This window comes from Herminiimonas sp. CN (assembly GCF_000622895.1).
Taxonomy (GTDB): Bacteria; Pseudomonadota; Gammaproteobacteria; order Burkholderiales; family Burkholderiaceae_D; genus AVCC01.
Genome location: NZ_AVCC01000029.1, coordinates 19,009 through 37,880 on the forward strand (window position 1 = coordinate 19,009; position 18,872 = coordinate 37,880).

Genomic DNA, 18,872 nt, shown 5'->3' on the forward strand with positions numbered 1-18,872 from the left:
TCATGAACGATATGAATACGCAAACGTCTGTGAACATGAACCCAAAAACGACCATCGGAATTTCCGACCTGAATTTTTTCTACGGCCCTTTTCATGGCTTGAAAAACATCAATCTGAATATCCACGAAAAAAAAGTGACCGCCTTCATCGGCCCTTCCGGCTGCGGCAAATCGACTTTGCTGCGCACGTTGAATCGGATGTACGACCTGTATCCGGGACAGCGCGCGGAAGGCCGCATCATGTATCACGGCAGCAATATTCTGGAGCAGGGGCAGGATGTCAACATGCTGCGCGCCAAGGTCGGCATGGTGTTCCAGAAGCCGACGCCATTTCCGATGTCGGTCTATGACAACATTGCCTTTGGCGTGCGGCTGTACGAAAACCTGTCGAAGGGCGCAATGGATGAACGGGTCGAATGGGCGCTGAAAAAAGGCGCGATCTGGGACGAGGTCAAGGATAAACTGGGCAAGAGCGGCCTGAGCCTGTCGGGCGGCCAGCAACAGCGGTTGTGCATTGCGCGCGGGGTGGCGGTCAAGCCCGAGGTGCTGCTGCTGGATGAGCCGACTTCGGCGCTGGACCCGATTTCCACCGCCAAGATCGAGGAATTGATCAACGAGCTGAAGCAGGATTACACGATCGCCATCGTCACCCACAACATGCAACAGGCGGCCCGTATCTCTGACTATACTGCGTATATGTATCTGGGCGAGCTGGTCGAGTTTGGCGAAACCGATCAGATATTCATGAACCCGGCGAAAAAGGAAACGCAAGACTACATTACCGGCCGCTTCGGTTAAGCGCCGCATTCATTAAAATACAAGAAGGGGAATCTGATGCCAAATGTGCATTCTTCCAAGCAATACGATCTCGAGCTGGAAATGATCCAGTCCAAAATTCTGGCAATGGGCGGCTTGGTCGAGAGCCAGTTCCAGGATGCGATGAGCTGTTTTCGCAGCGGCGATGTGGTGCAGGCGGATCGTGTCATTAAGGGCGACGATGCGGTCAACCAGCTGGAAGTCACGCTCGACGATGCATGCAGCCGTTTGATTGTGCGCCGTCAGCCGACCGCCAATGATCTGCGCATCGTCATGTCGACTTACAACATCATCACCGATCTGGAGCGCATCGGCGACGAGGCCACCAAAATTGCCCGCGCCGCCAAGAGCATTAAGGAGCGCGGAGCCGCGATCCTGAATCACTACGAGACTGTGCGCGTGATCGCCGCCGGCGCCGGCGCCATGCTGCATGATGCGCTTGATGCGTTCGCGCGGCTGGACGAAAAGCAGGCGGTTCGGATCATCGCCCAGGATGAAAGCGTCGATTACGAGTTCCGCTCCATCATGCGTACCTTGATTACCTTCATGATGGAAGATCCGCGCACGATTTCGATTGCGATGGACACCATCTGGGTTGCCAAGGCGATCGAGCGGATTGGCGACCACGCCAAGAATATCGCCGAGTACGTCATTTATATCGTCGAGGGCAAGGACATTCGGCACACCGATTACGCTGCAGCCAACAAGGATCTTGCCGGATAAGCACTATGGCGGCCGATAAAATAGTAATTCTGGTAGTGGAAGACGAGCCCGCAATTGCGGAACTGGTGATTTTTACCTTGCGCGCAGCCGGCTGGAATCCGGTGGTGGTGCGCAGTGTTGCCGATGCCTGGGAATTTCTGCAGAAAAACACGCCGCAACTGATCCTGCTGGACTGGATGCTGCCTGACCAGAGCGGCTTGCGGCTGCTGTCGCGGGTACGCGCCGAGCGCCAGTGGAGCGGCTTGCCGGTCATCATGCTGACAGCCAAAAGCATGGAGGAAGACAAGATTGCCGGGCTGGATCACGGGGCCGACGACTACATCACGAAGCCGTTTTCCCCGCGCGAGCTGACTGCACGTATCAATGCCATGCTGCGCCGCAAAAGTCCCGAGCATGCGCAGAACACAATGACGATCAACAATGTGATGCTGGATCCGCAAAGTTGCAGCGTCAGCATTTGCGGTCAAAAAATTGACATTGGTCATGCCGAATACAAGCTGCTGAAGTTTTTCATGGCGCATCCGGAACGGGTGTTTTCCCGTAGCCAATTGCTCGACAAGGTATGGGGCGACCATGTCGTGATCGAAGAGCGCACCGTCGACGTGCATGTGCTGCGCTTGCGCAAGGTCTTGCAGGGTGCGCAGCATCTGATCAAAACGGTGCGCAGCGTAGGTTATATGCTGACCGAAAAATAAGTATTAGGAGTTTATGAACCCATCGTTGTTGTTCTGGATCCCGGCCGCCTTGCGGCTGGTTTTTCTTTTGCTGGGAGCCGCAGTCATCGGGTTCTTTTTCGGCCTGGTGCCGGGCTTGGTTGCTGCAGTGCTGGCGCTGATTGTCCTGCTTGGGGTGCAATTGTCTTATCTGTACCAGCTGAATGCCTGGCTGGATGAGCCCAATAGCGAGAAATTGCCGGATGGCTGGGGCGCCTGGACCGATGTTTACTCCCGCTTGTACCGCAACCGCCGCCTGGATGAAAAGAACCAGGCCGAGTTGACCGAGTGGCTGGCGCGTTTCCGGCAGGCGATGCACTTGCTGCCGGACGGGGTGGTCATCATGGACGATGTGCTGTTCCTGGAGTGGTGCAATCCGGCGGCGGAACAGCATCTCGGCCTGACCCTGGAGCGCGACAAGGGAATGCGGGTGACGAATCTGGTGCGCAGCCCGGATTTCATGGATTACATCATGCTGGGCCGCTACGAGCAGCCGCTGACGCTGTCGTTCAAGGAGCGCAAGCTGGTGGTCCAGATTATTCCGTTTGAAAGCCGGCGCCAGATTCTGGTCACGCATGATGCGACCGACTCCGACCGCATCGACATGATGCGACGCGACTTCATCGCCAATGCGTCGCACGAATTGCGCACGCCACTGACCGTGATTAACGGCTTTCTTGAAATTGCACTCGGCCAGGGCCGGCTGGACCCGCAAACCCGGGCCGCGCATCTGAAACTGATGGCGGAGCAGGGGCAGCGCATGCAGAACCTGGTTGAGGACATGCTGACGCTGTCGCGCCTGGAGTCAGTCGATTACCCGATGCGCTCCGAGCACGTCCGGGTGCAAACGCTGCTGGAAAGCATCTTGCGCGAGGCCAATGCGCTGTCGGCCGGGCGTCATGCGATAACGCTGGAAATCGACGGCCCTGACATCAAGGGCAGTACCGAAGAGCTCCGAAGCGCTTTCAGCAACCTGGTGTCAAATGCGGTGCGCTACACCCCTGCGGGCGGCAGTATCCGGATCGGCTGGTGCATGACCGCGAACGGACCGCAATTCTCGGTAAAAGATACTGGCATCGGGATTTTGCCGGAAAACATTGCGCGCCTGACCGAGCGTTTCTATCGGGTCGACAAAAGCCGCTCGCGCGAGACCCAGGGCACCGGCCTCGGTCTGGCTATCGTCAAACATGTGCTGCTGCGGCACAGTGCGACGCTGTCGATCGAATCCGCGCCCAACGCCGGCAGCACCTTTGCGGTCCAGTTTTCCAGCGGTTCAGTGTGTGAGGCGGCGCTGCCGATGGTAAATTGATGCCATTGGGTTGATTTAGGCCATGGTATTGCTTGTTATGTGTTTTAAGGCGGCATTTTTCAGGCAGAATAAAACCTTGTCTTTCGTCTCAGCAAGGTTGCCGCAGGATATGCCTGTTGCAATCAAACGGACCACATATGAAGCTGATACGGCGTTGCGGTCGTTTTAAAAGATGTTATCTCGTCGGTATTTTTTTTATGCTGACCGGGTGCGCCGACCTGTTGCCGCATTCCAAAGAGGATATGCGTACTCCGTGGGGCAGTTATGCTGAGGCGCAGGCCATGTTCGACAGCATCGTTGTCTACTCGACTTCGATGGCGCAACTGAAAGATTTGGGCATCGACCCGGAAAAAACGCCGAATGTCGCGATCCTCAGCCATGCCGATTTGCTGCGCAAGATTACCGCCGGCTCATCGCTGGATATCCGCTCGCTGGATACGGAATTGCAAAGCTGCCTGATGGAAAACAAGATCTGCATCGCTTACGAGATCGGGCAGACGCATCTTGACCGCAACCGGTTTGGCAATTTCTGGCTGGATTTTCTGAATTTTAACCGTCGCGTGGATATTTCCGGATGGCAGTTCAATGCGATCGTCGTGATCAGGAATGATCGGGTGATATACAAGCTGTGGAGCGGCAAGCCGAATATCCAGCAGTTGCAGGAAGAACGCAACCCTTTGGGACCGCTGCAGGGCTTGGGCAGCTCCTTGCTGCGACCCTAGATACTCTTCCGCCGCACCCTGGTTTTATCAAATACCGGGCACTGTATTTAGTTGAAACCCTCGGCGATGTCGCGCACCGGTGCAATCGCGACCTGCCAATCGCCTAGCTTGGGCATGCCGAGCGGACGGGCTGCGAGGCGGTAGTGCTCATGTTCGGTCTCCTCCGGTCAAAATCGCGGGTTTACTATAGCGTAAATTTGAACGGTCGTTCTATTTATGAAATGCGGAAAAACTCAGGAACTATTGACGCGCATCGCGGACCAACGGGGGTGCAATTGCACGCTTGTTTTACTTGTTACGGGCCGCCACTCTTGCGCAGAGTCGCGTTGTTTGCGTTTGTGAAGGCGATTTCGCACACAGTATTGGCGCAACGCAATGCATCAACGCACGAGTTGTTCGCCATTAATTTCTCCGCTGCCCTGCATTGTTAATGCGTCGGTGAACAATGCAGGGCACTTGCCAACCGTTCAGAGTTCCTGAAGGAAATCACATGCTTCGTTCCGAATCACTTTTTGGTAAACGTAATCCCGGCAATCCTGCCACAACCCCTGGCAGCAGTACGCTGAATGCATCTCTCGGCGCTGCCAGCGGCATCATGTCCGGCGCCGGCCTGAATATTCCGAAGGCAGCCAACGCCGTCAGTCCGTCTGCTGCCACGGCCACTTCAAATGCCAGCACCAATGAGGTCGGCAGCAAGCTGATAGTCGGCCCGAACATCAAGCTCAAAGGGGTCGAGATTACCGATTGCGATACCCTGGTGGTCGAGGGACGGGTCGAGGCGACGATGGATTCGCGCGTCATTCAGATTGCCGAAAACGGTTCGTTCAAGGGTTCGGCAGAAATCGATATCGCTGAGATTCGGGGCGAATTCAATGGCGACCTGACCGCGCGCGTCAAGCTGGTGATTTACGCCACCGGCAAGGTCAGTGGAAAAATTCGCTACGGCAAAATCGTGATCGAAGAGGGCGGCCAGCTGATTGGCGACGTGCAGGCCGGTGCTGCCCCGGCTGGGTCGGCTGCCACTCTGGCCAAGGATACGGAGGTCGTGGTAGTGCCGTAACACCCGCGGTTCAGTCAGGCCGGGATCATCGCGCACCCTGTAGCCAGGCTGCGCGATTTTTTCCATGTGGGAATTGAATTGACGAGCATGCGACAATAGGCGCTTGTCGAGCGGCGCATCGGTGCCGCTTTTTGCCCGTAACCAGATCACCATCATGCATCCCGAATATATTCTTACCCTGTCTTGTCCTGACCAGCGCGGGATTGTCCGCAGCGTTTCCGGTTTCCTGGCCGATCACGGCTGCAACATCATCGATTCCGCCCAATTCGGTGACGCCTTGTCGCAACTGTTTTTCATGCGGGTCCATTTCGCCGCTGAGGATGCGGACGTCAGCGATGCCGCGCTGCGCAGCGGATTTGCGGCGCTGGCGGCAACCATGCGGATGGATCTGCAATTGTTCGATGCCCATCACAAGCCGCGCATGATGCTGATGGTTTCGAAGATCGGCCATTGCCTCAACGACTTGCTGTTCCGCTACAAAAGCGGCCTGCTGCCGGTCGAAATCCCGGCCATCGTGTCCAATCACATGGATTTTTACCAGCTCGCCGCCAGCTACAACATTCCATTCCATCACCTGCCGCTGGCAGCGGGCGCGTCCGCTGCAGCCAAGCAGGCGCAGGAAGCGCGCATACTGGATCTGATGCAAACCCAGCAGATCGATCTGGTGGTGCTGGCGCGCTACATGCAGATTCTGTCGCCGGCCCTGTGCGACGCGCTCAAGGGGCGGGCGATCAACATCCACCATTCCTTCCTGCCCAGCTTCAAGGGCGGCAAGCCGTATCACCAGGCGCACGAGCGCGGCGTGAAGCTGATCGGTGCCACCGCCCATTTCGTCACCGGCGATCTCGATGAAGGCCCGATCATCGAGCAGGACGTGGAGCGCGTCGATCACGCAATGACCGCCGACAGCCTGACTGCGATTGGCCGCGACGTCGAATCGGTGGTGCTGGCGCGCGCGGTCAAGTGGTTCGTCGAACACCGGATCCTGCTCAACGGTCACAAGACGGTGGTTTTCAAATAATTTCGCCGGGTGTGCCCGGCGCATCCTGCATCCGCATCCCATTTTTAAGCGACGCAATGGCTCTCAAAGCAACCATCTACAAGGCCGATCTGCAAATTGCCGATATGGACCGCAATTTTTACGAAACCCAAAACCTGACCATCGCCCGCCATCCGTCCGAAACCGACGAGCGCATGATGGTCCGGGTGCTGGCCTTCGCCCGCCATGCGCACGAGGCGCTGAGCTTCACCAAGGGCTTGTTCGATACCGAGGAGCCGGATCTGTGGCAAAAAGACCTGACCGGCGCCATCCAGCTCTGGATTGAGGTCGGCCAGCCCGACGACAAGCGCCTGCTGAAAGCCTGCGGCCGCGCCGAACAGGTGGTGGTCTATAGCTATGCCAGCAACAGCAGCATCTGGTGGAACCAGATCGGCAGCCGGCTGGAGCGCGCCAGGAATCTGACGGTATTCAATCTGCCGGCAGCCACCAGCCAGGCGCTGGCAAAACTGGCGCAGCGCAACATGCAGCTGCAATGCACGATTCAGGACGGGCAGATCTGGATGACGGGTGGCGATGAGACGGTGCAGATCGATCTAGAAACGCTGAAGGCGCCAGCAGCGGCCCATTATTGACGGTAATGTCGATATTGATTTGGGAGTATGTGTTTAAATAATGCTATTTCCGCATTATTTAATTCGATATATATTAATACACTGGTGGGTATATTGAATGCGATGCGGAGCGCGAAAATGCCCTGCAGCGCATTTTTCCATCGGCGGAATCAGGCCAGCACGCGTTGTAGCCAGACCCCGATGTCGTCGATTTCTTCCGCGCAGACCGAGTGCTGCATCATGTACTCATGCCATTCGACCTCGTAGCCGAGCGACTGCAGCAAATCGCGCGACTGTTCCGCGCGCTGGATCTGGATCATCGGATCGGCCCGACCGTGCGCCATGAAGATCGGGGTGCGCTGGTTGGCCGGGTGGCGTTCCGCGGCGATCTGTTCGCTCAAAGGCGCATAGCCCGACAGGCACAGCAGGCCAGCTAATTTTTCTGGATGGCGCAAGCCGGTTTGCAGCGTCATTGCGCAGCCTTGCGAAAAGCCGGCCAGGATGATGCGGTGGGCGGGAATGCCGCGCGCGATTTCCCTGGCGATCAGTTTTTCGACCGATACCTGCGACTTGCGCAAGCCCGCTTCGTCTTCGCGCTTGGCGATGTCGGCGCCGAGAATGTCGTACCAGGCGCGCATCACGTAGCCGTTGTTGATGGTCACCGGTATCGCGGTGGCATGCGGGAACACGAAGCGGATCGGCGGGCAGCCGCTCAAATCCAGTTCGCGCACGATCGGCACGAAGTCATTGCCGTCGGCGCCCAGGCCGTGCAGCCAGATGACGGCGGCGCTCGGGTTGGGCGCGGATTCGATTTCGATGGTTTCTAGCGTCATTGTGGGAACCTTCTTGGTGGTCGCAAATGGATGGAGTCGGATTGGGTGGAATCAGCCGTGCTTCCTGGCCGGAGCCTGCCCGCGAGTGCTTGAGTCGGGGGCGGCAATCGCGGCGGTTGATACGATTTATGCTTTGGCGCGGATTGCGGATTTCGGCCGGAATGCCTTGCAGACGCTGTCATCGGTTTCGATGTAAGGGCCGCCCATCAGGTCGATGCAATAGGGCACCGCAGCGAAGATGCCGGCGACGACTTGCCTGCCGTCGGCGTCTTTCAGGCCTTCCAGCGTTTCCTTGATGGATTTCGGCTGGCCGGGCAGGTTCATGATCAGCGCCGCATGTTCGCCGGCTTCGCGGATTACCGCCACCTGACGCGACAGGATCGCGGTCGGTACGAACTTCAGGCTGATCTGGCGCATCTGTTCGCCGAAACCCGGCATTTCCTTGCTGGCCACCGCCAGCGTTGCTTCCGGCGTGACGTCGCGCCGGGCCGGGCCGGTGCCGCCGGTGGTCAGCACCAGGTCGCAGCGCAACACGTCGACCAGTTCGATCAAGGCTTGTTCGATCGCAGCCTGTTCGTCAGGTATCAGCCGGGTTTCCATCTCCCAAGGGCTGGTCAGTGCGGCAGTAAACCAGTCGCGCAGCGCCGGGATGCCCTGGTCTTCATACACGCCGCTGGAGGCGCGGTCGGAGATCGAGACCAGTCCGATGCGCAGTTGGTCGGGATTACTCTTCTTCGCTGTCGTCATTCTGGTCGTCCTGGTCGTCCGGTCCGGAGGCCTTGGTCTGCAGTTGCTTGAGTATCTGGAAAATTTCGCGGTACGCCTTGGGCGGCTTGTTCTCGGCCTGCTCCTTGCGCGCATTGCGGATCAGCGTGCGCAGGTGCTGCGCATCGAGTTCCTGATGCTGCTGCAGCAGCAGCGTCAGCGCGGCATCGTCCTTGAGCAGCCGTTCGCGATGGCGTTCCAGCGCATGCATGGCGCTGGTGTCCGCCTTCGACAAGCCTTTCCAGCTGTCCATTGCGCGCTGGATGACCGCGAGTTCCTCTTCGTCCAGCGAGCGCATCTTCTTGCCGACATACTGCAACTGGCGGCGACGGCCTTCGTGATCCTTGATCAGCTGGCATTCGAGAATCGCGTCCTTGACATCTTCCGGCATCGGCACCCGCTTGACGCGGTCGCGCGGCTGGTCGATCAGTTCCTGGCCCAGTTTTTGCAGGGCGGTCATTTCACGCTTGAGTTGCGACTTCGACGGGCGATCGTATTCTTGTTCGAATTCGCTGGACTGGAAGCCGCAAGCGCCTCGGTTGGGATTTGGCATAATGAATTGAGGGTGGCAGTGAGCCATTCTGTAAACGACTGCTATGATAACTCCTTTAGTGATCATCCGAAGAAAACAAGCCCATGAGCGACTCCGTATTCATTCATAGCCAGGACCAGTTGAAGCAGTTGGCGCGCGACGTATTGCGCATCGCCCTTGAGACGGGCGCATCGGATGCCTCGGTCGATTTCAGCGAAGGCAGCGGCCTGTCGGTTTCGGTGCGCAAGGGGAAGATCGAGACCATCGAGCAAAACAAGGACAAGGGCATGGGCGTGACCGTGTATCTCGGCCAGAAGCGCGGCAATGCCAGCAGCTCCGATTTTTCGCAAGATGCACTGCGCGCCTCGGTGGAAGCGGCCTACAACATTGCCCGTTTTACGGCTGAGGACGATTGCGCCGGCCTGCCGGACGCCGACATGCTGGAGCTGGCGCCGCGTGATTTGCGCCTGTGCTATCCGTGGACCATCTCGTCGGAGCAGGCGGTCTTGCTGGCGCAGCGTACCGAAGCGGCCGCGTTTGCGGTCGACAAGCGCATCACCAACAGCGAAGGCGCCGGCGTGTATGTGCAACAGTCGCATTTCGTCTCGGCCAACAGCCGCGGCTTCATCGGCGGCTACCCGTATTCGCGCCACACCATTTCGGTGTCGCCGATCGCCGGCCGTGGCGCGAAGATGCAGCGCGACGACTGGTACTCGTCGATGCGCAATCCGAACAAGCTGGCCGAGCCCGAGGAAATCGGCCGCTATGCGGCCGAGCGCGCACTGGCGCGCCTGAACGCACGCAAGCTCGATACCCGCAAGTGCCCGGTGTTGTTCGAGGCGCCGCTGGCAGCCGGCTTGCTGGGCACTTTCGTGCAGGCGGTGTCGGGCGGCGCGCTGTATCGCAAGTCAACTTTTTTGCTCGATTCACTGGGTACGCAGGTGTTTCCATCGCATATACAGATTCTGGAAGATCCGCACATCATCGGCGGCGTCGGCTCTTCGCCGTTCGACGATGAAGGCGTCAAGACGCAGCGCCGCGAGGTGGTCCGGGATGGCGTGGTGCAGGGGTACTTTCTGTCCAGCTATTCGGCCCGCAAGCTCGGCATGCAGACCACCGGCAACGCCGGCGGCTCGCACAACCTGGCGCTGACATCAAATCTGACCAAGCGCACCGACAACTTCAAGGCGATGCTGAAGAAAATGGGCACCGGCCTGCTGGTGACCGAGCTGATGGGGCAGGGCGTGAACTATGTCACCGGCGATTATTCGCGCGGCGCATCGGGCTTCTGGGTGGAAAACGGCGTGATTCAGTATCCGGTGGAGGAAATCACCATTGCCGGCAACATGAAGGACATGCTGCGCCAAATCGTCGCAGTCGGCACCGACAAGCTTGATCGTGGCAGCAAGCAGACCGGTTCGATCCTGATCGAAAGCATGACGGTGGCAGGGGGCTGATTCACCTCGGCCGGGTGTTCCTGGCATATTGGTCGCCCAGGGGCAAGCCCTGGTGGATTCACATACCCCAATAGGATTGCACCGTTTTCCGCATGTAAATAAAGAGAATTTTAGACATACCCCTCTTTATATGCATTCACGGAATGCGGCCTGACGAAAAATCCAGCATGTCAGCCGCCCAGGTAGGCTTCCAGCACTTTCGGGTTGTGCAGCAGGTTGCTACCGGTATCGGCCAGCACGATCTTGCCGGTTTCCAGCACGTAGCCATGCTGCGCGATGCGTAGCGCCTGGCGGACGTTTTGTTCGACCAGCAGGATGGTCTGGCCGGTGCTGTTGATTTCCTTGACGATGCGGAAGATTTCCTGCACCAGCAGCGGCGCCAGGCCCATCGACGGCTCGTCCAGCAACAGGACGCGTGGTTTTGCCATCAGCGCGCGGCCGATCGCCAACATCTGCTGTTCGCCGCCGGACAGATTGCCGGCCAGGCCGTCCATCCGGTGCTGCAATACCGGAAACAGTGAGTACACCCACTCCAGATCCTTGGCCACTTGCGCCTTGTCCTTGCGGGTATAGGCCCCGAGCGCGAGGTTTTCGGCAATCGTCAGCGTGGTCAGGATGGCACGGCCTTCGGCAACCTGCACCACGCCGCTCTGGACGATCTTGTGCGGCGATAGCCTGGTCAGATCGATATCGTCCAGCAGCACCTTGCCGCGGGTCGGCTTCAACAAGCCGGACACCGCCAGCAAGGCAGTGCTCTTGCCGGCGCCGTTGGCACCGACCAGAGCGGTGATTTCACCTTCATTGAGCACCAGGTCGATGCCCTTGACCGCCTCGATATGACCATAGGCAACCGCCAGATCCTGGATGCGTAAAATCGGGTTGGTGCTTGCTTTCATTCCATTTCTTCCTTGCCCAGATAGGCTTCTATCACTTCCGGGTTGTTCTTGATCTGATCCGGCGTGCCTTCGGCGATGATGCGGCCGAAATTCAGCACGGCAATGCGGTCGCACAGGCCCATCACGAAACGCATGTCGTGTTCGATCATGAAGATGCTGTAGCCGCGCTGCTTGATATTCAGAATTTCGGTCATCAATTCGGTTTTTTCCGAGGGATTCATGCCCGCTACCGGCTCATCCAGCAACAGCAATTTGGGCTCGGTCGCCAGCGCGCGGGCAAATTCCAGCTTGCGCTGTTCGCCATACGACAGGCTGTCGGCCAGCATCTCTGCCTTGTGGTCGAGACGCACCCAGGACAGCAGTTCCAGCGCCCGGTCACGCGCCTTGGCTTCGATCCGGCGGTAGGAGCCGAGATTGAACAGCAGGCCGGCAAATCCGTAACTCATCTGATCATGCATGCCGACCACGACGTTTTCCAGCAGCGTCATTTCCTTGAACACGCGGATGTTCTGGAACGTGCGGGCGATGCCGCGCTTGGTGATCTTGTGCGGCGCCACGCTGCCGAGGTCCTGGCCATCGAATTGGATCTCGCCGCCGGAGGCGCGCAGCAATCCGGTGACCAGATTGAACACCGTGGTTTTGCCGGCGCCGTTAGGGCCGATCAGGCCAAAAATGCCGCCTTGCGGGACAGTGAAATTGACGTCCTGCAGCACTTGCAGGCCGCCGAAGTTCTTGCTTATGTTGGTAAGTTTCAGCATCAGTTAACCCTTTTCGCCGGCTGCTGTGGTTGCGCTTTCCGGCGCTGGAAAAATCCGCGCATCCGGCGCGGGTCCCAGATGCCCTTGGGCAGGTACAGCACCACCAGCACCAGAATCAGGCCGTTGGCGGCAAGGCGGAAGTCCTTGAAGGCGCGCAGAATTTCCGGCAATAGCGTCAGCACAGCGGCGCCGATGGTCGGCCCGATCAGATTGCTGGTGCCGCCGAACACCGCCATGGTCAGGATCTCGACCGCATTTTCAAACGCGTAGTTGCCGGGCCCGATGGTGAAGGTGTAATGCGCATTCAGACCGCCGGCGACACCGGCAATCGCTGCGCCGGTTACGAATGCCAGCAGCTTGTAACCGGCGACGTTGACGCCCATCAGGCGTGCCGCCACCTCATCGGCCTTGATCGCTTCAAAGGCGCGGCCGATTTTGGAGCGCCGCATCCGCGCCAGTACATACAGCGTGACTGCGAGCAGCAGCAGGATGTGCCACCACTCGGTCTTGAGCGGAATGCCGTTCAGTCCCATCGGGCCGCCAGTCACCTCGATGTTCAAAACGACGACCCGCACCACTTCGCCGAAGCCGAGGGTTGCCATCGCCAGATACACACCGGACAGGCGCAGCGTCGGGATACCGATGATCAGAGCCACCAGCGCCGGCAACAGGCCGCCGGCAGCCAGCGCCAGCGGAAACGGCAAGCCGGTCTGCATGCTGATCATCGCCGCAGTGTAAGCGCCGATGCCCATGAATGCAGCATTTGCCAGCGACAGCAAGCCGCATGACAGGGTTACGTAAATCGACAGGGCCAGCATGGCGTTGATGCCGATGCCGAAAATCACGGTGTTATAGGTCGCCCAGAATCCGTCCCACCACTCCATCATACCCATCTGTTACGCCTTTCTTTCCAGCACTTTGCCGAACATGCCCGAAGGCCGGATCAGCAAAATCAAAAACAGTAATCCGAATCCCACCGCATCGCGGAAATCGCTTGAAATATAGGCCACCGTCAATACTTCGGCGAAGCCAAGGAACAAGCCGGCAATCATGGCGCCGCGAATGTCGCCCATGCCGCCCAGGATGATCACGGCAATCCCTTTGTGCAGCATCGGCTGCCCCATGAACGGCGAAATCGCATTGAACGACAGGCCGACCAGCACTCCGGCGGCGCCGCCCAGTGCGGCGGCGGTAAACGAGGTCAGGTAAAACAGCCCTTCGACATTAATGCCGAGCAGATATGCAGCTTTCGGCGACTCGGCAATGGCGCGCAGCGCGCGGCCCAGTTGGGTGCGGCGCATGATCGCCAGCAATACCAGCATCAACAGAAAGGAAATCACGACGATGCCGACCTGTACCGCAGTGATGTGCAAATGGCCCAGGGTGATGCTGTCTTCCGGGATGGTGCCGACCGGGAAGCGCTTGTTTTCTGCGCCGAACAGGCCTTGCGCCAGGTTGGTCAGGATGATGGCAACGCCGATCGTCGCGATCATCGGCGTCAAGTGCGGGGCGTTGCGCGCGCGCAGCGGTTTCAGCACCAGATAATCGACGATCAGGCCAATCAGGCCTGTCACCAGCATCGCTGCCAATAGCCCGACCCAGAGCGGCATCGCAAGCTGGTCCACCAGCAGCAGTGCGACATAGCTGCCCAGCATGAAGATGGCGCCATGCGACAGATTGATGACGCCAAGCACGCCGAAAACCAGCGTGAAGCCCAGCGCGAATAGCGCATATACGCTGCCGAGCGAGAGGGCGTTGATAAGTTGTTGTTCAAGCATAAGGGTATGGTCCTGCTGTTTTCTAACACTGCAAACATAGCGCGCACGGCGATTGCGCCATGACTGTTTGCCGGGGAGATCGGTGACTGCAAATTTCTTGTCTGTTAAACCCGCGGGGCCAGGGTTTTTCGCGTCAGATTTGCGAAAGAACCCTGGCCCCGGCCGGCAGGCCGTCAGGCGCATGAGTTGGCGCACGACCTGGCGCCCGGGTCGCCGCTTATTTCAACAGCACGAACTTGCCGTTTTTGGCGATATTGACGATGGCTTCCTGCTGGGCGTCGTAGCCGACTTCCTTGCCGCCGGCTGCCGGCGCCTTGCGGAAGGCAAATTTGCCGGTAGCGCCATCGATCTTGACGGCGGGCAGGGCATCACGCAGCGCAATCCGATCCTTGTCCAGCGCATTCGACAGCTTCACGTTTTTCAACGCGGCAGCGACGATGTGCAGCGCGTCGAACGCTTGTGCCGCAAACTGATCCGGGTCGGAGCCGAACTTGGCCTTGTAGGCAGCCATGAAAGCTTTGTTGGCCGGGGCCGTGTTTTCCGATGACCACGGGCTGCCCATCACGGTATCGTCGCCGGCCTTTTTGGAGATTTCAAACAGTTTTGGCGAATTCAGGCCGTTGCCGCCGATGAACGGCTGCTTCATGCCGAGCGTGCGGCTTTGCAGCATGATATTGGCGGCTTCCTCTGCCAGGCAGGAGCAGACGATGGCATCCGGATTGCCGCCCTTGATCTTGGTCAGCTGCGCCTTGAAGTCGACGTCGCCCTTGGCATAGGTCTCGGTGCTGGTGACGGCAATTTTCTGTTTTTCCAGCGTTGCCTTGAAAACGTCATAGCCGCTCTTGGTAAACGCGTCGTCGTTGCCATAAATCACCGCGACTTTCTTGAGGCCGAAATGCTTGACGGCAGCGCGGGTGGTGACCGGCAAGACGTCGGCTTCCATTACCGAGTTGCGGAACGTGAACGGGCCCATGGCGGTAATGCCGTCGGCAGTGTTGCTGGTGCCGAAGGCAACCACTTTGGCGGCATTGGCGATCGGGTCAGCCGCGAACGCGGAGTTGGACAGGGTCGGCCCGAACACCAGCAGCACCTTGTCCTGGAAAATCAGCTTTTTGAAGACGTTGATCGCGTCTTCTTTTTTGCCTTGCTCGTCTTCCACCAGCAGCACCAGTTTGTTGCCGTTGACGCCGCCTTTGGCGTTGATTTCATCGGCGGCCAGGGTGAAGCCGTTCTTGATGGCGATGCCGTATTTCGCGGCAGGGCCGGTCAGCGCGGCAGCGACGCCGAGTTTGACATCAGCGGCGATTGCACTGCCGGCGAGGCCTGCGCAGAGGAGCGCGAGCGATAGTTTTTTCAACAGATTTTTGCGTTGCATACTGTCCTCCGTGGTGGTGAATAATTGTTGTTGAGCGGTAATGGATACGGTGGATCGGCGCGCTGCCTAGCCCAAGCGCTGGCGCGCGGCGGCAATCGCCGCACGCACCTGTTTGGGCGCGGTGCCGCCGATATGGTCGCGTGCGGCGACCGAGCCTTCCAGCGTCAGCACCGCGAAGATGTCGGCTTCGATCAGGGCCGAGAAGGCGCGCAGTTCCTCCAGCGTCAGGTCGGTCAGGTCGCAGCCGCGATCGACGCAGGTGCGCACCGCGCGCGCCACTGCTTCGTGTGCATCGCGAAACGGCAAGCCCTTCTTGACCAGGTAATCGGCCAGGTCGGTGGCGGTGGCAAAGCCTTGCAGCGCGGCGGCGCGCATGGTGTCGGCTTTCACCGTGATGCCGGTGGCCATGTCGGCGAAGATGCGCAGCGTGTCGGTCAGGGTATCGACGGTGTCGAACAGCGGCTCCTTGTCTTCCTGATTGTCCTTGTTGTAGGCCAGCGGCTGGCCTTTCATCAGGGTCAACAGGCCGATCAGGTGGCCATTGACGCGCCCGGTCTTGCCGCGCGCCAGTTCCGGCACGTCCGGGTTTTTCTTTTGCGGCATGATCGAGGAGCCGGTGCAGAAGCGGTCGGCGATGTCGATGAAGCCCACGCGCGGGCTCATCCAGATGATCAGTTCTTCCGACATGCGCGAGACATGCGTCATCACCAGCGCTGCGGCGGCGCAGAATTCGATGGCGAAGTCGCGGTCGGATACCGCGTCGAGCGAATTGCGGCAGACTTCATCGAAGCCGAGCGTCTTGGCCACGCGTTCGCGGTCGATCGGGAAGGTGGTGCCGGCCAGCGCGGCAGCGCCGAGCGGCAGGCGGTTGACGCGCTTGCGGCAGTCGGCCATGCGCTCGGCGTCGCGGCTGAACATTTCGACATAGGCCAGCATGTGGTGGCCGAAGGTGATCGGCTGCGCCACCTGCATGTGGGTGAAGCCCGGCATGATGGTGGCGGCATGCTGTTCGGCCAGGTCCAGCAGCGCCAACTGCAGGGCGCGCAGCAGCGCGCTGACGTCGTCGATCGCGCTGCGTAGGTACAGGCGGATGTCGGTGGCGACCTGGTCGTTGCGCGAGCGCCCGGTGTGCAGCCGCTTGCCGGCGTCGCCGACCAGTTCGGTCAGGCGTTTTTCGATGTTCAGGTGGACGTCTTCCAGATCGAGCAGCCATTCGAACCGGCCGGCTTCGATTTCGGCGCGGATCTGCGTCATGCCGCGCACGATTTCGGCCTGGTCGGCGGCGCTGATGATGCCGGTGGCGGCGAGCATTTCGGCATGCGCGAGCGAGCCCTCGATGTCGAACAAGGCCAGGCGCTTGTCGAAAAATACCGAAGCGGTGTAGCGTTTGACCAGATCGGATACCGGCTCGGAGAAACGCGCCGACCACGCTTCGCTTTTTTTGGAGAGTTGTGCTGTCATAATTGGATCCGAGTGTGGGGCTGGGTGAATCCCACGATTATAAATAGGACTTGCGCAAAGCAGGCGGAAATAAGTTCGGCCACTGCGCCGGACCCGGCCTACTCACGTGCATCGATAGAAGTTAGTGTTGGGGTATGCTGGAAAAATACGCGATTTCCGCATAATTATATTGCGAATTTAAAAAATACATTGTGTAGTATATTTTCAGTGCAGTTTCTGCTTTCTTGCTCTCCAATCAGATTGACGCTTGCCCATGTCGTTATTTACGGTTCCCCGCAGTGCCGCAATGGAGACGGTCATCCCCGACTGTTGCAATATCGGCGTGGTGCTCCGCTCGATACTGGCGGTCAACTTGGCAGTTTTGATCGCGGTCATGCTGCGCAGTGACGGCTGGCAGGCGGGCCTGATCGATTTTGTCGAATCGGCGCTCGTGGTTGAGCTGGCCTGCCTGTGGTCGCTTTTGGCGCTGTGCGGCGTACGCCGTCTGGCGCTGGTGCGCCACACCCGCCTGTGGGCGCAGCGCATCCTGTGCACGCTGGTGCCGGCGCTGGTGACGGCGGCCGTCATCCGCTTCCTGTCTTCGTTCGACTGGTTCGCCGGCAGTTTTGCCCATTTGTCCGTGCTGAACGGCTTGCTGGCGGCGGCATTGTTCGGCATCGCGCTGCAGCATTACTTCGAGCTGCGCACCCGCGCCTTTTCGCCGGCGCTGGTGGAGGCACGCTTGCAAGCGTTGCAGGCACGCATCCGGCCGCATTTCCTGTTCAACAGCCTGAATGCGGTGTTGTCGCTGATCCGCACCGCGCCGCGCCAGGCCGAAGCCGCGCTGGAAGACCTGGCCGACTTGTTTCGCGTACTGATGCGCGATGCGCGCAACATGACCAGCCTGGAAGAAGAACTCCGGCTGTGCCGCCAGTATCTGTCGATCGAGAAGATTCGCCTGGGCGAACGCCTGCAAGTGCGCTGGGAGCGGGGCAATGTCAGCGATGCGACGCTGCGCCGCGCGCAAGTGCCGGCGCTGTTGCTGCAACCCTTGCTGGAAAACGCGGTGCATTACGGCGTCGAGCCGGTGCCGGCGCCGTCCCTGATCTCGGTGCGACTGAACCGATCGATCGATCGCATCGACATCGTCATCGCCAATCCCTATCACGGTCAGGACCAGGGTGCGTCCGGCAACAATCTGGCGCTGCAGAATATCCGCGAGCGGCTGGCGCTATTGTTCGATGTCGAGGCACAACTATCCACCTCGGTGGTGGATGGGAAATTCAATGTGCACCTGCGGTTTCCCTACTTGAAGAGTCCGACATGACATTGCGTTTGTTCATTGCCGACGACGAAGCTCCGGCGCGCGTAAGACTGACGACCCTGCTGGGCGACATCGCGGCAGAATGCCCGCATCTGATCGTCGGCGAAGCCGGGGACGCCGCTCAGGCGCTGACCGGCATTGCCGCAAGCAAGCCCGACATCCTGCTGCTGGATGTGCAGATGCCCGGCATCAGCGGGATCGAACTGGCTGCGCAACTGGCGCAATTAAGGCGCCAGGCCGATGCCCGTGTGCCGGCGATCATCTTCATCAGCGCGCACGATGCCTACGCGCTGGACGCCTTCGAGGTGCAGGCGCTCGATTACCTGTTGAAGCCGGTGCGCGCCTCGCGTCTGCTTGACGCGCTGCGGCGTTTTAAGCCGGTCAGCGCGCCCGAGCGGAGTGTGCGCTTGCCGCCGCCGGCGATTGCCAGTCAGGATCCGGGTCGCCGGCATTTTTCGGTGCAGGAGCGCGGCCGGCTGCTGCTGGTGCCGATCGAGCAGGTGTTGTACCTGAAGGCCGAGTTGAAGTATGTGACCCTGCATACCGAGGCGCGCGAATACCTGATCGAGGCTTCGCTGGTGTCGTTGGAGCAGGAGCTGGCGTCGAGCTTCGTGCGCGTCCATCGCAATGCACTGGTGGCGCGCAGCGCCATCCGTGGCGTGGAGCGTGCTGCCGGGCCGAACGCGATGCCGGGCGAGGAGGCGGCCAGGGGCGGGGATTCCTGGCAAGTGATCCTGCGCGATGTAGCAGAGCGCCTGCCG

Annotated in this window: 20 protein-coding genes; 11 read left to right on the plus strand and 9 right to left on the minus strand. The window is 59.5% G+C overall.

Annotation, left to right across the window (positions count from 1 at the left end; all coding sequences use genetic code 11):
- Positions 1-11: 11 nt before the first annotated feature.
- The 8 genes from pstB (at position 12) to HMCN_RS0108430 (ending at position 6,974) form a co-directional block, all read left to right on the plus strand.
- On the plus strand, positions 12-797 hold the full coding sequence (gene pstB / locus HMCN_RS0108395; protein WP_025916964.1) for a phosphate ABC transporter ATP-binding protein PstB: 786 nt from the start codon (positions 12-14) through the stop codon (positions 795-797).
- 36 nt (positions 798-833) lie between these two features.
- Entirely contained in the window at positions 834-1,538 is a 705-nt protein-coding gene (gene phoU, locus HMCN_RS0108400) for a phosphate signaling complex protein PhoU (RefSeq protein ID WP_025916965.1), read from the plus strand.
- Positions 1,539-1,543: 5 nt separating this feature from the next.
- A complete protein-coding gene (phoB, locus tag HMCN_RS0108405) occupies positions 1,544-2,233 on the plus strand; it encodes a phosphate regulon transcriptional regulator PhoB (RefSeq protein WP_025916966.1) in 690 nt (229 codons plus the stop codon).
- A gap of 13 nt (positions 2,234-2,246) precedes the next feature.
- A complete protein-coding gene (phoR, locus tag HMCN_RS0108410; RefSeq protein WP_025916967.1) occupies positions 2,247-3,560 on the plus strand; it encodes a phosphate regulon sensor histidine kinase PhoR in 1,314 nt (437 codons plus the stop codon).
- A gap of 242 nt (positions 3,561-3,802) precedes the next feature.
- Positions 3,803-4,282, plus strand: a complete 480-nt coding sequence (locus tag HMCN_RS0108415; RefSeq protein WP_162174124.1) for a hypothetical protein — start codon at positions 3,803-3,805, stop codon at positions 4,280-4,282.
- A gap of 490 nt (positions 4,283-4,772) precedes the next feature.
- Positions 4,773-5,342 (plus strand): polymer-forming cytoskeletal protein, encoded by a 570-nt coding sequence (locus tag HMCN_RS0108420; protein WP_025916969.1) that lies wholly within the window; start codon positions 4,773-4,775, stop codon positions 5,340-5,342.
- A gap of 151 nt (positions 5,343-5,493) precedes the next feature.
- Positions 5,494-6,363, plus strand: a complete 870-nt coding sequence (purU, locus tag HMCN_RS0108425; protein ID WP_025916970.1) for a formyltetrahydrofolate deformylase — start codon at positions 5,494-5,496, stop codon at positions 6,361-6,363.
- Positions 6,364-6,419: 56 nt separating this feature from the next.
- Positions 6,420-6,974 carry a YaeQ family protein gene (locus HMCN_RS0108430; protein ID WP_025916971.1) on the plus strand — a complete coding sequence of 185 codons (555 nt, stop codon included), beginning with the start codon at positions 6,420-6,422 and terminating at the stop codon, positions 6,972-6,974.
- 149 nt (positions 6,975-7,123) lie between these two features.
- Here the strand turns inward: HMCN_RS0108430 and HMCN_RS0108435 are convergent, their stop codons facing one another.
- The 3 genes from HMCN_RS0108435 to yjgA all read right to left on the minus strand — a co-directional run bounded on the left by HMCN_RS0108435 (position 7,124) and on the right by yjgA (position 9,104).
- Entirely contained in the window at positions 7,124-7,786 is a 663-nt protein-coding gene (locus HMCN_RS0108435) for an alpha/beta hydrolase (RefSeq protein WP_025916972.1), read from the minus strand.
- 126 nt (positions 7,787-7,912) lie between these two features.
- Positions 7,913-8,533, minus strand: a complete 621-nt coding sequence (gene mog / locus HMCN_RS0108440; protein ID WP_051566858.1) for a molybdopterin adenylyltransferase — start codon at positions 8,531-8,533, stop codon at positions 7,913-7,915.
- A complete protein-coding gene (gene yjgA, locus HMCN_RS0108445; protein WP_025916974.1) occupies positions 8,511-9,104 on the minus strand; it encodes a ribosome biogenesis factor YjgA in 594 nt (197 codons plus the stop codon). Before yjgA ends, mog begins: the two co-directional genes overlap by 23 nt.
- Positions 9,105-9,187: 83 nt before the next feature.
- On the opposite strand from yjgA, the gene pmbA reads away from it, so the two are divergent.
- Positions 9,188-10,540, plus strand: a complete 1,353-nt coding sequence (gene pmbA, locus HMCN_RS0108450; protein ID WP_025916975.1) for a metalloprotease PmbA — start codon at positions 9,188-9,190, stop codon at positions 10,538-10,540.
- Between the two features lie 170 nt (positions 10,541-10,710).
- Here pmbA and HMCN_RS0108455 read toward each other — a convergent pair whose 3' ends face one another.
- From HMCN_RS0108455 to argH, 6 genes are all read right to left on the minus strand, one after another.
- Positions 10,711-11,436 (minus strand): ABC transporter ATP-binding protein, encoded by a 726-nt coding sequence (locus HMCN_RS0108455; RefSeq protein WP_025916976.1) that lies wholly within the window; start codon positions 11,434-11,436, stop codon positions 10,711-10,713.
- Positions 11,433-12,194 carry an ABC transporter ATP-binding protein gene (locus tag HMCN_RS0108460; protein WP_025916977.1) on the minus strand — a complete coding sequence of 254 codons (762 nt, stop codon included), beginning with the start codon at positions 12,192-12,194 and terminating at the stop codon, positions 11,433-11,435. The genes HMCN_RS0108455 and HMCN_RS0108460 overlap by 4 nt, the downstream gene beginning before the upstream one ends.
- On the minus strand, positions 12,194-13,078 hold the full coding sequence (locus tag HMCN_RS0108465) for a branched-chain amino acid ABC transporter permease (RefSeq protein ID WP_025916978.1): 885 nt from the start codon (positions 13,076-13,078) through the stop codon (positions 12,194-12,196). Before HMCN_RS0108465 ends, HMCN_RS0108460 begins: the two co-directional genes overlap by 1 nt.
- A 12-nt stretch (positions 13,079-13,090) precedes the next feature.
- Positions 13,091-13,972 carry a branched-chain amino acid ABC transporter permease gene (locus HMCN_RS0108470; RefSeq protein WP_025916979.1) on the minus strand — a complete coding sequence of 294 codons (882 nt, stop codon included), beginning with the start codon at positions 13,970-13,972 and terminating at the stop codon, positions 13,091-13,093.
- Between the two features lie 217 nt (positions 13,973-14,189).
- Positions 14,190-15,347, minus strand: coding sequence for an ABC transporter substrate-binding protein (locus tag HMCN_RS0108475; protein ID WP_025916980.1), 1,158 nt, complete (start codon positions 15,345-15,347; stop codon positions 14,190-14,192).
- 66 nt (positions 15,348-15,413) lie between these two features.
- Positions 15,414-16,808 carry an argininosuccinate lyase gene (gene argH, locus HMCN_RS0108480; protein WP_025916981.1) on the minus strand — a complete coding sequence of 465 codons (1,395 nt, stop codon included), beginning with the start codon at positions 16,806-16,808 and terminating at the stop codon, positions 15,414-15,416.
- A gap of 253 nt (positions 16,809-17,061) precedes the next feature.
- Between argH and HMCN_RS0108485 the strand changes: the two genes are divergently transcribed.
- The gene (locus HMCN_RS0108485) at positions 17,062-18,114 is read left to right on the plus strand and encodes a sensor histidine kinase (protein ID WP_238552046.1); all 1,053 of its coding nucleotides are present in this window, start codon (positions 17,062-17,064) and stop codon (positions 18,112-18,114) included.
- Positions 18,111-18,872 (plus strand): LytTR family DNA-binding domain-containing protein (locus tag HMCN_RS0108490; RefSeq protein ID WP_025916983.1); only part of this gene is annotated, 762 nt, incomplete at its 3' end. The genes HMCN_RS0108485 and HMCN_RS0108490, both read left to right, overlap by 4 nt.

What these genes read in the sequence shown, in the direction of transcription:
- HMCN_RS0108455 (WP_025916976.1), bottom strand. Translation starts at nt 11,436, where the DNA reads ATGAAAGCAAGCACCAACCCGATTTTACGCATCCAGGATCTGGCGGTT.
- phoB (WP_025916966.1), top strand. Translation starts at nt 1,544, where the DNA reads ATGGCGGCCGATAAAATAGTAATTCTGGTAGTGGAAGACGAGCCCGCA.
- HMCN_RS0108485 (WP_238552046.1), top strand. Translation starts at nt 17,062, where the DNA reads ATGTCGTTATTTACGGTTCCCCGCAGTGCCGCAATGGAGACGGTCATC.
- phoR (WP_025916967.1), top strand. Translation starts at nt 2,247, where the DNA reads ATGAACCCATCGTTGTTGTTCTGGATCCCGGCCGCCTTGCGGCTGGTT.
- mog (WP_051566858.1), bottom strand. Translation starts at nt 8,533, where the DNA reads ATGACGACAGCGAAGAAGAGTAATCCCGACCAACTGCGCATCGGACTG.
- HMCN_RS0108460 (WP_025916977.1), bottom strand. Translation starts at nt 12,194, where the DNA reads ATGCTGAAACTTACCAACATAAGCAAGAACTTCGGCGGCCTGCAAGTG.
- HMCN_RS0108465 (WP_025916978.1), bottom strand. Translation starts at nt 13,078, where the DNA reads ATGGAGTGGTGGGACGGATTCTGGGCGACCTATAACACCGTGATTTTC.
- phoU (WP_025916965.1), top strand. Translation starts at nt 834, where the DNA reads ATGCCAAATGTGCATTCTTCCAAGCAATACGATCTCGAGCTGGAAATG.
- HMCN_RS0108470 (WP_025916979.1), bottom strand. Translation starts at nt 13,972, where the DNA reads ATGCTTGAACAACAACTTATCAACGCCCTCTCGCTCGGCAGCGTATAT.
- yjgA (WP_025916974.1), bottom strand. Translation starts at nt 9,104, where the DNA reads ATGCCAAATCCCAACCGAGGCGCTTGCGGCTTCCAGTCCAGCGAATTC.
- pmbA (WP_025916975.1), top strand. Translation starts at nt 9,188, where the DNA reads ATGAGCGACTCCGTATTCATTCATAGCCAGGACCAGTTGAAGCAGTTG.
- argH (WP_025916981.1), bottom strand. Translation starts at nt 16,808, where the DNA reads ATGACAGCACAACTCTCCAAAAAAAGCGAAGCGTGGTCGGCGCGTTTC.
- HMCN_RS0108415 (WP_162174124.1), top strand. Translation starts at nt 3,803, where the DNA reads ATGCGTACTCCGTGGGGCAGTTATGCTGAGGCGCAGGCCATGTTCGAC.
- HMCN_RS0108435 (WP_025916972.1), bottom strand. Translation starts at nt 7,786, where the DNA reads ATGACGCTAGAAACCATCGAAATCGAATCCGCGCCCAACCCGAGCGCC.
- HMCN_RS0108430 (WP_025916971.1), top strand. Translation starts at nt 6,420, where the DNA reads ATGGCTCTCAAAGCAACCATCTACAAGGCCGATCTGCAAATTGCCGAT.
- HMCN_RS0108420 (WP_025916969.1), top strand. Translation starts at nt 4,773, where the DNA reads ATGCTTCGTTCCGAATCACTTTTTGGTAAACGTAATCCCGGCAATCCT.
- pstB (WP_025916964.1), top strand. Translation starts at nt 12, where the DNA reads ATGAATACGCAAACGTCTGTGAACATGAACCCAAAAACGACCATCGGA.
- HMCN_RS0108475 (WP_025916980.1), bottom strand. Translation starts at nt 15,347, where the DNA reads ATGCAACGCAAAAATCTGTTGAAAAAACTATCGCTCGCGCTCCTCTGC.